The following is a 12,763-nucleotide window of genomic DNA, read 5'->3' on the forward strand; positions in this document are numbered from 1 at the left end:
CCTCGTTGAGCGGTCCCCTGCGCAGGCAGCGCGACAACAGCGAGCAAAAAAGCTCGGCGATCAAACCCCCGGCGATGGGCTGGGCCTTTGATTGTGCCGATCTCCGCGCCCGGGCTGCTGCGGAGCGGTGCCGCGGGCGAAGTGGAGACCGCCGGACTCGTGGCCCTCGCGCAATGCCTGCGCGGCAGCCACGGGATCGGCGGCTCCTTCGGGACGGTGCCTTCAGACGGCGAGCGCGTCGACCTTGGCGGCCTCGGCGAGGATCTCGGCGACCATGTCATCGGCGACTTGGATCGTCGTCTTGCGCTCTTTCCGGCTGGTCTCGATGATCTGCGCGACCCGGCCCGCGATCTGCACGAGACGGTCGGCGCGGTACTCCGGCCCGGCGTGGTGGACCTCTCCCGCGACGCTGATGATGCCACCCGCGTTCACCACGTAGTCCGGCAGGTAGAGGCAATCGCGTGCCAACAGTTCCTCGGCGACCGAGGGCTCGAGCAACTGGTTGTTCGCCGCCCCGCAGACGAGGCGGGCGCTCAGCTGCGCCACGGTCTCATGGGTGAGGATCCCGCCCAGCGCGCAGGGCGCGAAGATATCCATCTGCTGCGCGAAGATCTGCTCCGGCGGGCAAATCTCCGCACCGAGGCTGGCGCGGGCTCTTTCCACCGCCTCTGCATTGACATCCGACACCACCAGCTCCGCACCGGCGGCATGCAGCTTTTCCGCGAGGCTCCAGCCGACATGGCCGAGACCCTGCACCAGCACCCGCCGCCCGGTCAGATCGCTCTTGCCGAAGACCGCCTTCGCGCCGACTTTCAGGCACTGGAAGACGCCCTCGGCAGTAAAGGGCGAAGGATCGCCGCTGGCATGCGCGCCATGGTCGAGACCCACCGCGTAGGCGGTCTCCTTGGCCACATTTGCCATGTCTTCGGGCGAGATGCCGACATCTTCCGCGGTGTAGTAGCTACCGCCAAAGCTCTCGATCGCGCGGCCGAAGGCGCGGAAAAGCGCCTCGGTCTTGTCGCTGCGCGGATCGCCGATGATGACGGATTTGCCGCCTCCAAGGCCGAGACCCGCCATCGCGTTCTTGTTGGTCATGCCCGCCGCGAGGCGCAGAACATCGGTCCGCGCATCCTCGAGCGTGGCGTAGTTCCACATCCGGCAGCCGCCGACCGCCGGGCCGAGAACGGTGGAGTGCACGCAGACGAAGGCACGCAGGCCAGCCTCTTCGTCCTCGATGTAGACGAGGCGCTCATAGCCCGCGGGAGCCTGTTCTTCGACAAGTTTCAGTGCCATCTGGTCCTCAAAAACCGCTAGATTGGTGTCTGCGACAGTGTGGCACAGGAGGCGCGACGTTTTCGGCCAAACTCGGGAGCGGTTTCGTTCCGGCTGATACCTATTCGCTAGGCGAAAGCCATTTTGCGGTGATTGTCTCTACGAACCTGCTTATAGCGCCGGGGAACGCCTCGAATCCACGCGGCTGTCTAGCGGAATCAACGGACGGCTACACAACCCCAGCAAGCAGGAAATACCACATGCCGATTTCCCTCGATGAGCTTGACCGAAAAATCCTGCGGGTGCTGCAATCCGACGGCCGGATCACCGTGGTGGATCTGGCCGAGAAGGTCGGCCTGTCCCCCACCCCCTGCAAGCGCAGGGTCCAGAGGCTCGAGGAAACCGGGCTGATCAGCGGCTATATCGCCAAGATCGATCGCAAGGTCTCCGGCTTCGGGGTCACCGCCTTTGTCTCGGTCGAGCTCGAGCGCTCGGATGGCGAAGACGTGGAGCGGTTCCAGAAAGCCGTCTCGGGGATCGAGGAAGTGGTGACGGGCATGCTGATGACCGGCTCGCAGGACTTCCTGCTCGAGGTCCTGGTCAGGGACCTCGAGGAATACGAAGAGGTGCTTCAGAAGAAGCTGATGAAGATCGAGGGCGTCCGCAGCGTGCGCTCGCGATTTGCCCTGCGCAAGTTCATCGAACGGACACGCATCCCCTGACGTCTGCCGCGACCGCCGGGGCCTTCACTCCGCGGGCCCCTTTTCAGGCCAGGAGGTCCGGTCGAGCTCCAGGTCTGGGAAATCATCCGCGTAGAAGACCGGGCGATCCACTCCCGCCCGGACCTGCCTGGTGAAGTCGTCGAGGATCCGCGCCGCGATCGGGAACAGCATGGCGAGCGCCAGCAGGTTCACGATTGCGAGGATGCCCATCATCGGGTCGGAGAACGCAAAGACCGCGGTGGCGCCGGGGGCGACCGCGCCAAGCAGGACGATCCCGATAATCGCGAAGCGCAGGAAGTTGCGGGCCATTGGCGCATCGGTCATGAAGCTGAGTGCGTTCTCGCCAAGGTAGTAGTTGTACATGATGGAGCTGAACGAAAACAAGAAGATGGCGGCGGTCAAGTAGTACTGCGCCCAGTTCCCCACGTGCGAGACAAGGCTCTGCTGGGTGAGCGCGACGCCGTCGATGGCCTCGGCGCCCGGTGTGTAGACATCCCCCAGCAGGATGACGAAGGCCGTGCAGGAGCAGATCAGGATGGTGTCGATGAAAACCGAAAAGCTCTGGGTGATGCCCTGGCTCACCGGGTGGTGCACAAAGGCCGTGGCGGCCACGTTCGGCGCCGAGCCCAGCCCGGCCTCGTTGGAAAAGAGTCCGCGCCGCAGGCCCTGGGCGATCGCCGCGCCCATGCCGCCGGAGACTGCCTCGCGAAGGCCGAAGGCGTTGCCGACGATGTCCGCGATAACCCCCGGCAGCGACGTGAGGTTGAGCACGATCACCAGCAGCGCCATGGCGATGTAGCCGATCGCCATGACCGGAATGATCACGTCGGCGGCCTTGGCGATGCGGTGAATACCGCCGAAGATGACGAAGCCGGTGACCGCGGCGAGCACGAGCCCTGTCGCGATGCGCGGAACGCCGAGGCTGTCTGCCGCCGCGCCGGCAACCGTGTTGCCCTGGAAGGCGTTGAAGCCGATGGAGAACGACCCGATCAGGCAAATGCAGTAAATCACAGCGAGCCAGCGGTACTTGTGTCCGAGCCCATGCACGATGGCACGCGCAGGTCCGCCGCGGAAGTCGCCGTTCGGCGTGGTCTCCTTGTAGACCTGCGCGAGGATCGCCTCGATCATCGCAGAGCACATGCCCACCAGCGCGATGGCCCACATCCAGAACACCGCGCCCGGACCGCCGGCGGTGATCGCCACGGCGACGCCGGCAATGTTCCCGCCGCCGACGCGCCCGCCCACCGAGACGAAGAGCGCCTCGCGCGCCGAGATCTTGTTCGGATCGTCCGAGCTGCCATCCTTCGACAGCACCCGGAACATGCGTTTGAAGTAGCGGAATTGCGCAAAGCCGCTGGCAATGGTGAAGAAGCAGCCCAGAACCACCAGGAAGGGAATGAGCGCCGCCCCCCAGGTCAGATCGTTGATGAGTCCGAAGACGCTGTCGAAAAACTCCATGCGCGAATTCCTTCATTTGCCAGACACGGAGGCCAGGATGGGCGCGGTGCCGACCGCGGCCGGGTCTGTCGCTTGGAAACGGGAACGTGTTGAAATGCGGGGGCCAAAAAATGGCTGGTGATGCCGCAACCTTCGAGCAAGCAAGCATTTTCGACAACCCTCGTGACCGGCTCCAAGAGGCTGCAGGCGGAAAACCACCGACCGCGCCCCTTGCCGCGCGGCGCTGCATGTCGGGACCGCTCGCAGGTTGTGCAGCGCCGGAGCGCATCGCGGTCCTTTCAGTGACCGAGCCCCGGCCGAGAAATCTTATGCAGTCTTTATAGAACAATACGCGTGAGCCGCGCGATCCGCGCCGACGATGGGCCTTTGCCGGTCCCGGCCGCCAGCTCCAGTTCAAACCGGCAGCGGCTGCCGTCTGGCGTCAGCACGGTGAGATCCTCGGTCAGCGCCGCCGACGCCATCTGATGCCGCTTGTAGGCCGCCCCGTAGCGCCTTGGCGGCAACGCGCGGTTGATGAACGCCGCGATGGCATCGGCCCCTTCTATGTCGCCGGCCACCGAGGCTGTCGACCAGCGGCCGTCCGGCTGGAACAGCTCCGCCGCGGCCGCCCCGTCCCGCCGGTCCACGCAGTCGAGAAACCGCATCAGCAGCGCGCGGCGCGATCCCCTGCCGGCGTAATGGGTATGCAGCAACCGGTGCGCAGCGGGTGAATTCGGCGCCCCCAATTCAGCCGCATAGAGCGCCTGAACCTCGCCGTTCTCATACGAGCGGCGGCGCGGCGCCTCGGCATCAACGGCATAGATGGCCGCAGCGCGCTTCTGCAGGATCTGCGGATCCATGGACTTCGGCTCGCCGCCGCCGCCAAGACACCCACCGACGCAGGCCATGACCTCTATGGCGACGAACTCCTCTCGCCAACCCTCCCCCTCGAGCAGCCTTTGCGCCGCGGCGATGCCGTTGCACACGGCCACCGCGCCGATGCCGGGGATGATCGCGGTCTTCGTGCCGTCCCGGACGCCGCGCAGCGCCGCCCATTCGAGCGGCAGCGCCCCTACCATGCCAGCAAGGTGCGAGGCCGTACGGACCATGGCCTCCATGACCCCGCCAGACGCGCCGAAGATCTGCGCCGCGCCCGTGCTCTCTCCGAGCGGGCTGTCGAAGCGTCCCTCCTCGGACAGCGCTCCGAAGGCGATCCCGCGGGCCCGGATCATCCGCGCCAGCTCTCGGGTCGTGAGCACATGATCCACGTCGCCCGAGAGGCCGGGCCGGCGCGCCTCGTCCTTCTTGGCGGTGCAGGGCATGACGCTGACAACATAGGGCTCCGCCCTGCCCTCGGCGAAGTCGGGTCCAAGCGCCCGCGCGAAGCCGCTGCGCTTGGCGATCGCTCCGTGCATCTGCTGCGGCGATTTCGTCGTGCTCAGGTGCGGCAGCAGATCGGGCCGGTTGAGCTCGACCCAGTTCACCCAGCCCGGGCAGCAGGAGGTGAAGAGCGGCAGCCCCGCCCCGGCGCGCAGCCGCGCCAGAAGTTCGGAACCTTCCTCCATGATCGTGAGATCGGCGGCGAAATTGGTGTCAAAAACGTAGTCGAAGCCAAGCTGGCGCAGCGCGTTGATCATCCGGCCGGTGCTCACGGTGCCCGGGCCGAAGCCGAATTCCTCGCTGATCGCGATCCGGGTCGCCGGGGCGACCTGCACCACCGAAACCCGACGTCGCGCATCGAGCGCATGCAGGACATCGTGCCAGTGCGGCGTCTCGATGAGGGCGCCCACCGGGCAGACCAGCGTGCATTGACCGCAGGAAATGCACCGGGTCTCGGCCAGCGGCTCCTCGAAGACGGTGACCGGCCTGCGGTCGCCGCCGCGCCCGGCTAAGCCGATGATGAACTGCTGCTGGACGGCCTCTCCGCAGACGTCGGCGCAAAGGCCGCATTCAATGCATTTCGACAGGTCGCGCCAGATGCTCGGCGAGGTGTGGTCGGTGGAGAGATCGTCGGCAGGAGGCGCGTTTTCCCCGGGCAATTCTGGCCAGAGGTCCTGCCACTGGTTTTCCCTGACCAGCGTCTGGAGCTGGCAAGCGCCGTCGATCTCGCAGCGCAGGCAGTCGTCGGGATGTCGCGCCAGCAACCAGGCCGCATCGGCGCGGCGGAAGGCCTGCAGCGCGTCGGTGTCCGTGTCGACAACGTCGCCCTCCTGCGCCGGGGTCCGGCACGCTGGCCGAGGGTGACGCGCGCCCGCGACCTCGACGAGGCACATGCGGCAGGTGGCATGGGCCGGAAGGGAGGGATGATGACAGAGCGTGGGGATGTGGACGCCCGCACCCCTCGCCGCCTCGAGCAGGGTGGCACCCTCCTTGACCTGCACCTGCCGTCCGTTGATCGTAACCTTGGTCATGCGGCCCCCTCCCGGCGTGACTGCCCCGTGACGTCTCCGGTGCGCGCGGGCGCCCCGGGCTATCTTTCGGCCTCGGCCACGTGGCGCTTCACCGCGAGGAAGCTGTCCGGGGTTACCGAGATGCTGTCGATTCCCGCCTGCACCAGAAGCTTTGCGAACTCGGGGTGATTGCTGGGCGCCTGCCCGCAGAGGCCGATCTTGCGCCCGGCCTTGCGCGCCTTGGCGATCGCCGTCTGGATCATCCAGAGCACCGCCGGGTCGCGCTCGGAAAAGAGGCTGGCCAGCGCCTCGAAGTCGCGGTCGACGCCAAGGGTGAGCTGGGTAAGATCGTTGGAGCCTATGGAGAAGCCGTCAAAGCGCTCCGCAAAGGCTTCGGCCTCGATCACGTTCGAGGGGATCTCGCACATCACGTAGACCTCGAGCCCATCCTCGCCGCGCCTGAGCCCGTTCTCGGCCATCACCTCGAGCACCCGGTCCGCCTCGCCGACGGTGCGGCAGAAGGGGATCATCACCACGGCGTTGCGAAAGCCGATGGTTTCGCGCAGGCGGCGGATCGCGCGACATTCGAGCGCGAAGCCGTCTCGGTAGGCCTCGGAGTAGTAGCGCGAGGCACCGCGGAAGCCGATCATCGGGTTCTCTTCACGCGGTTCGAACGCCGCGCCCCCAAGCAGCCCGGCGTATTCATTTGTCTTGAAATCGCTCATCCGGATGATCGCCGGGTTCGGGTACCAGGTGGCGGCGATGCGCGAGAGGCCTCGGGCGAGCGTCTCGACGAAATACTCGGTCCGGTCGGCATAGCCGCGGGTGAGCCTGTCGATGGCGTCGCGATCCGGCCCGGCGGGCAGGCGGTCGTAGCGGGTCAGCGCCAGCGGATGCACCTTGACCTCGTTGGAGATGACGAACTCCATCCGCGCCAGCCCGACGCCATCCGCCGGCAGCCGCCACCAGCGCGTCGCCGCTGCGGGGTTGGCCATGTTGAGCATCACCTTGGTGCGGGTCTGCGGAACCTCGTCGAGCCGTGTCTCCTCGACTTCGAACTCCGCCTTCCCGGCGTAGATCACCCCCTCGTCACCGCCCGCGCAGGAGACGGTGATCGCCTGCCCGTCGTGCAGCAGATGCGTCGCCTGCCCGGTGCCGACGATGGCCGGAACGCCCAGTTCGCGGCTGATGATCGCCGCATGCGAGGTACGGCCTCCGTGGTCGGTGACGATCGCGGCGGCGCGCTTCATGATCGGCACCCAGTCCGGGTCGGTGGTCGAGGTGACCAACACGGCACCGTCGCGGAAACGGCCGATGTCGGCGGCGCTCTCGATCAGGCAGACCTCGCCCGTCGCCACCGCGCTGCCGACGCTGAGCCCGCGCAGCAGCGCCTCGCCGGTCGTGCCGAGCCGATAGCTGCGGAAGGCGTGGCCCCCGCTGCGCGACTGCACCGTCTCGGGCCGCGCCTGCACGATGTAAAGCGGCCCGCCCTGCCCGTCGCGGGCCCATTCCATGTCCATAGGCTGGCCGTAGTGACGCTCGATCCTCACCGCCATGCGCGACAGCTCGAGGATTTCGGCCTCAGACAGCACGAAGCTCTCTCGCTCGGCCCTTGAAGTCGGCACCGTCCGGGTCGGCGTCTCTGGCCCTGCGCCGTAGATCATCTTGATCTCCTTGGCCCCGAGCGCCTTGTGCAAAATCGGCACGCGGCTCTCGTCGTCGAGGAAGGGCTTGTAGACTTGATACTCGTCGGGGCTCACCGCGCCCTGCACCACGGTCTCGCCCAGGCCCCAGGCGGCGTTGATCAGCACCAGCTTGTCGAAGCCGCTCTCCGTGTCGAGCGAGAACATGACACCCGAGCCGCCCTCGTCCGAGCGCACCATCAGCTGCACGCCGATCGAAAGCGCCACGGCGAGATGATCGAACCCCTTGATCTGCCGGTAGGTGATGGCGCGGTCGGTAAAGAGCGAGGCATAGCAGCGGCGGCAGGCGTAGAGCAGCGCAGCCTCGCCGCGGATATTGAGGAAGGTCTCCTGCTGGCCCGCGAAACTGGCGTTGGGCAGGTCCTCGGCGGTGGCCGAGGAGCGCACGGCGACGGCGGGCTCGGGCATCCCGGCGCGCTCGGCCAGCGTACGATAGGCGGCGCGGATGGCCTGCTCGATGTCAGGGGGCCATGTCCCGGCCGCCACCGCCGCGCGGATCCGGCGCCCCGCCTCGGGGAGCGTGAGCCGCCCGTCGGCGAGCTGTCCGAGCGCAGCGGCCAGCACCGCCTCGAGGCCGTTGGCGGCGATGTAGCTGCGGTACGCCCCGGCGGTCGTGGCAAAACCCGGCGGCACGCGGATCCCCTGGCTGCCGAGCCGCGCCACCATCTCGCCAAGCGAGGCGTTCTTGCCGCCGACCTCGGGCAGGTCGTCTCGGGTGAGGTCCTCGAACCAGGTCAGAAGCGGTCCACCGCTATGCGCGTGATCATCCATCCCCTTGTCCTCCGTTGACACTGCGAAGCGTGCGGCAGCCCCGCCCGCCCCTCAAAGCTCGAATTCCTCTCCCATGGCGGGCATCCGGACCGAGCCGCCTGTCAGCTCCCTGCCGAAGGCCTCCATCGCCTTTGGCTCCCCATGCACCAGGAACGTCTGTTTCGGGTTGCCGAGACCTGCGTGCCAGGCGCTCAGAGCGCTCCTCCCGGCATGGGCCGAGAAACCGTTGATCGTATGGACCTGCGCCCGCACGGGGATCTCGTCGCCGAAGAGCTTCACCCGCGACGCCCCATCTATGATGATCCGCGCCAGCGTGCCTTCGGCGGCGAACCCGACGAAGATGATGCTGGACTCGGGATGGGTGAGCGTGTGGCGCAGGTGATGGCGGATCCGCCCGCCGGTGCACATGCCCGAGCCAGCCATGATCAGCGCCCCGGAGCGGATGCCGTTCAGCTCCATCGAATCCTGGGCCTCCTGGGTGAACTGCAACCCGGGCACCTGGAAAGGATCCTTGCCGGCGTGGATCATCCGTGCGGGTCCCGGGCCCATCGCCTCGGGATGCCGGCCGAAGATCCGCGTTGCCGAGATCGCCATGGGGGAGTCGAGATAGACCCTCAGGCCGGGCTTGATGTACCCCGCGTCCAGCCCCTCGCGCAGGTACCACAGGAGTTCCTGCGCCCGCTCCAATGCGAAGGTCGGGATGATGATGTTGCCCCCGCGCGCTTGGGTGGCCCGGATCGCTGCGTGGAGTTCCTCGACCGAGTCGGCGAGCGAGCGGTGGTCCCGGCCGCCATAGGTCGTCTCCATCACCACCACATCAACACCGGCAGGCGGCGCCGGATCGTTCAGCAGCACGCGCCCGCCCGGCCCGATGTCGCCCGAGAAGAGCACCCTGCGCCGCCGCGTGCCTTCGGTGATCTCCAGCAGGATGGACGCCGAGCCGAGGATATGCCCCGCGTCGAAGAAGGTGGCGGTGATCCCGGGGAAAAGCTGGGTGGCCGTGCCGTAGTGCGCCGGGCGCCCGAAGCGCCGCACGGCGTCGAGCGCATCGAGCCGGTCGTAGAGCGGCTCGTACCGCCTCCCCTGCCTGCCCTTGCGCCGGTGCCTCCGGGCGTCCTCCTCGTGAAGATGGGCGGAATCCATCATCAACAGTTGCCCCAGGTCACGGGTCGCGGCGGTTGCCACGATCGGGCCGGAGAAGCCGCGCTTCACCAGCAGCGGAATGCGGCCGCAGTGATCGAGATGGGCATGGGTCAGAAGCAGCAGGTCGATCTCTGCCGGGTCGAAGCCGAAGCCGGACGCGTTCTCGTCGTGCAACTCGTGCGCGCCCTGAAACATCCCGCAATCGATCAGGATCTTGCGTCCCGCCGCCTCGACGAGGTGGCACGATCCGGTCACCTGCCGCGCGGCCCCATGAAACGAGAGCTTCATTGGCCTTCCTCCCGGGCGGCGGGGTCCGATCGGATCCCCCGCCCTGTTGAATTCCCACCCTTCCCCTCACGCGCCATGGGCGTCCTTCGGCTTGTCGATCCCCAGCGCCCGCATCATCAGGCTTTCTTCGAAGGACTCGGCCTTGCCGGAGCGGACCTTGCGCAGGAAGCACGTCTCGAAGCCCATCTTCGCATGGTGCTCGCTCGCCCGAGGCGGCCCGGTTCACGTTCAGCGGCGGGATCTGCGGCTGCGCGACCGCAGCTCGCGGGCCATCTCAGGACCACCGAGCCCGGCCCCAGGAACGAGAACTTGTGCCATTGCGAACTCTCCCAGAACGCGCGCCTGCGTTGTTATTCCTCTTGGCAGGGTGCCACCCTCGAGCGGGCCGCGATATGACACGGATCAAGCGTTGGCCGGAATCCGCAGCGCCTCGGATGGGCCGTGCCCAGACCGGCGAAATCTCTGAATTGGCCGGAGAGTATCACACCCAAGGCGACTGCGATCCACCTCGTGCCACTGGTGGATCGCTGCAAATCTGCACAGATCAGGGTTTGGCCGGAACTCGTCTGCGAAACACTTGCTCTCCTACCGCGTGCGTAGAGACTGCGAGCTAGCCCGCCGCCAGCGCGAAGCAGCGCGGGAAGGAGGCGGCAAAGGTCGCGCCGTGGCCAAGCCCCTTCAGCACCTCGAGCTGGACATGCAGGTCGCTCCGCACCGCCAGCCGGGCCGCCATCTCGAGCGTGTCCGGGTTCGGGCGGGGCGCCTCGGGCTCGGGCGTGCCCGAGCGATGCTCGCTGTCGCCCAGCATCATCAGAACCTCGGCCCGGCCGGCGGCGAGCCGCGGCGCTTCGGCCTCCATCGCAAAGAGCCTGCGCCCGCCGAAGCCCGTGGTCGCGCTGATCGGCATGTAGGCACGGAAGGCCGCGGGCTTGGACAGCAGCGTCGCCAGCGCGAAGACCCCGCCGTAGGAATGCCCCCAGAGGCTGCGCCGCGCCGGATCGAGCCGAGCACGCTCGGCCAGCACCCGCGCCAGCGGGCCGAGCAGACGCGCCCGGAACGCAGCCTCGCCGCCGAACTCCCAGTCGCGCCCGCGACCATGCATCGGGTCCTCGAGCGGCACGGGGGTGTAATCGCGCGCACGCGAGGCGCCGTCGAAGGCCTCTTTGACCGGGTAGCCGATACCCACGACCGCAAGCCCCGGGTAGGCCTCGAGAATTGCCGCATCAAGGCGGCTAAAGGCAGCGTTGCCGTCAAGCATCCAGAGCGATGGCCAGCCTTGCGACGGGGCCGCGCCGCGCGGGAGGGCAAGGAAGAGGCGGTAAGTCAGACCGTCCGCACTCACGTCGACACGCGAGAGCTCGTGGCTTGCGGGGGGTGTGTCGAAGAGCGGGAATTCGGCGGCGGGCTGCTGCCGCTGCGCCAGCACCGGGAGGGCGGGGCAGCCTGCAAAAGCGGCAAGCGTGGTCAGGAAGCGTCTGCGGTCTGGGATCATTCACCATCTCCTTGAAAATCCAGGGGCTGGCGAAAGGCTGGCTTTGCAGTGTGGTCTAGCCGAGGCGCGCGGGCCTGGCAATCGGTGCGACCGGCTGAGCGGGATCAGTCCACGTGGCGCAGGAAGAGCGCGGCGTCGCGCGGGGCCTCCATCGCCCAGTCCATCTGAGCGTCGGTCTCGACGGCGCAGGGCCGGACGTGGCGGAGCCGGGCCAGCGCCTCGTCGGGCGCCTCGCCGGCCTCGATCATCAGCCGCAGCGCCACCATCCCCGAACGACCGCAACCGCCCCGGCAATGCACGAGCACCCGGCCACCGCCCGAGAGCGCCTGCCGCGCCTGCGCGCTGACCTCGGGCCAGAGGCCGCGCATCTCCTCGGACGGGGTGCCGAAGTCGGGGATCGGCAGGTGCAGCCAGCGCGAACCGTGGTCCCGCACGTGCACCCCCAGCAGCGCCGCGTCCGCCGCCTCCATCTCGGCCCGGCTGACGAGGGTGATGACGATGGCCGGGCGCCATTCGGTCACATGCGCCATGTCCCCGGCAAAATCCCCGCCGCCGCCCGGCAGGGGCGAGATCGCGAGAATGCCCTCGAGGACAGAAAGCGCGTGGATCATCATCAGGTCAGATGTCTCCTGAGAAGGTGTCACAGGCCGAGATATTGCCCGCCTCGTAGCCCCGCGCGAACCAGCCCGAACGCTGCGCGCTGGTGCCGTGGGTGAAGGTATGCGGCTGCGGCACCCGCCCTGCCCGCTTCTGCAGAAGGTCGTCGCCGATCATCTTGGCGGCGTTCAACGCCTCCTCGACGTCTCCGGGCTCGAGGAGGCCGTCGACATGGGTGGCCCAGACGCCGGACAGGCAGTCGGCTTGCAGCTCAAGCCGCACGGTCAGCGCATTGGCTTGCGCCTCGCTCGACTGCTGGCGGATTTCCTCGACCTGCGGAAGGATCCCGAGCAGGTTCTGCACGTGGTGCGCCACCTCGTGGGCGATCACGTAAGCGGCGGCAAAGTCCCCCTCGGCGCCGAGCTGCTGCTCGAGCGTGGCGAAAAACTCGGTGTCGAGATAGGCCTGCTGGTCGAGCGGGCAGTAGAATGGCCCCGTCGCGCCGCTGGCGCCACCACAGGGCGAGGCGGTCTGGCCAGAGAAGAGCACCAGCACCGGCGGCGTGTACTCGCGGCCCGCCTGCTCGGGCAAGAGCTGGGTCCAGACCTCCTCGGTGGTGGCCAGCACCTGCGAGGCGAATTCGCCGGCGAGTTTTTCCTGCGGAGTCAGCTCGCGCGGCTCGCTAGAGGTCTGCACCGTGCTGTTGTTCAGAAGCGGGGTGACATCGACCCCGGCGAAATAGCCGATCGCCAGGACGACCAGCAGCGCGATGCCCCCGAGCCCGCCCCCCACGGCGACGCGGCCCCCGGACCGACGGCGGTCCTCGACATTGCTGCTTCGGCGCACTCCTCTGAGACGCATGACTAAATTCCTTATATGAAAATACGTGCGGCAGCCCTGATTGTAGGGGCTGCCGCGGCTTTGTGAAACAGAATTTCCGGCTTGGGC

General features: G+C 67.6%; 9 protein-coding genes. 1 reads left to right on the forward strand and 8 read right to left on the reverse strand.

The features are described 5' to 3' along the window. Window positions 1–222: 222 nt before the first annotated feature. Window positions 223–1,293, reverse strand: coding sequence for a Glu/Leu/Phe/Val dehydrogenase dimerization domain-containing protein (locus G0Q01_RS00315; RefSeq protein WP_108968420.1), 1,071 nt, complete (start codon window positions 1,291–1,293; stop codon window positions 223–225). A gap of 239 nt (window positions 1,294–1,532) precedes the next feature. Here G0Q01_RS00315 and G0Q01_RS00320 point away from each other — a divergent pair, with 239 nt between their 5' ends. Then, complete coding sequence (locus tag G0Q01_RS00320; protein WP_164189472.1) at window positions 1,533–1,994, forward strand: Lrp/AsnC family transcriptional regulator; 462 nt, start codon at window positions 1,533–1,535, stop codon at window positions 1,992–1,994. 24 nt (window positions 1,995–2,018) lie between these two features. Here the strand turns inward: G0Q01_RS00320 and G0Q01_RS00325 are convergent, their stop codons facing one another. From G0Q01_RS00325 to G0Q01_RS00355, 7 genes are all read right to left on the reverse strand, one after another. Further along, on the reverse strand, window positions 2,019–3,452 hold the full coding sequence (locus tag G0Q01_RS00325) for a sodium:alanine symporter family protein (RefSeq protein WP_164212913.1): 1,434 nt from the start codon (window positions 3,450–3,452) through the stop codon (window positions 2,019–2,021). A 317-nt stretch (window positions 3,453–3,769) separates the two neighbouring features. Next, window positions 3,770–5,842 carry a [FeFe] hydrogenase, group A gene (locus G0Q01_RS00330; protein ID WP_164189475.1) on the reverse strand — a complete coding sequence of 691 codons (2,073 nt, stop codon included), beginning with the start codon at window positions 5,840–5,842 and terminating at the stop codon, window positions 3,770–3,772. 59 nt (window positions 5,843–5,901) lie between these two features. After that, window positions 5,902–8,295, reverse strand: a complete 2,394-nt coding sequence (gene ppsA, locus G0Q01_RS00335) for a phosphoenolpyruvate synthase (RefSeq protein ID WP_164189477.1) — start codon at window positions 8,293–8,295, stop codon at window positions 5,902–5,904. 51 nt (window positions 8,296–8,346) lie between these two features. Continuing rightward, entirely contained in the window at window positions 8,347–9,726 is a 1,380-nt protein-coding gene (locus G0Q01_RS00340; protein WP_164189479.1) for an MBL fold metallo-hydrolase, read from the reverse strand. Between the two features lie 610 nt (window positions 9,727–10,336). Next, window positions 10,337–11,218 (reverse strand): alpha/beta hydrolase, encoded by an 882-nt coding sequence (locus G0Q01_RS00345; protein ID WP_164189481.1) that lies wholly within the window; start codon window positions 11,216–11,218, stop codon window positions 10,337–10,339. Between the two features lie 104 nt (window positions 11,219–11,322). After that, a complete protein-coding gene (locus tag G0Q01_RS00350; RefSeq protein WP_164189483.1) occupies window positions 11,323–11,832 on the reverse strand; it encodes a dual specificity protein phosphatase family protein in 510 nt (169 codons plus the stop codon). A gap of 4 nt (window positions 11,833–11,836) precedes the next feature. Next, window positions 11,837–12,676 (reverse strand): neutral zinc metallopeptidase, encoded by an 840-nt coding sequence (locus G0Q01_RS00355; protein WP_164189485.1) that lies wholly within the window; start codon window positions 12,674–12,676, stop codon window positions 11,837–11,839. Window positions 12,677–12,763: the final 87 nt, after the last annotated feature.

Origin of the sequence: Salipiger sp. PrR007 (genome assembly GCF_010499845.1) — a bacterium.
In the GTDB taxonomy this organism is placed as follows: Bacteria; Pseudomonadota; Alphaproteobacteria; order Rhodobacterales; family Rhodobacteraceae; genus Salipiger; species Salipiger pacificus_A.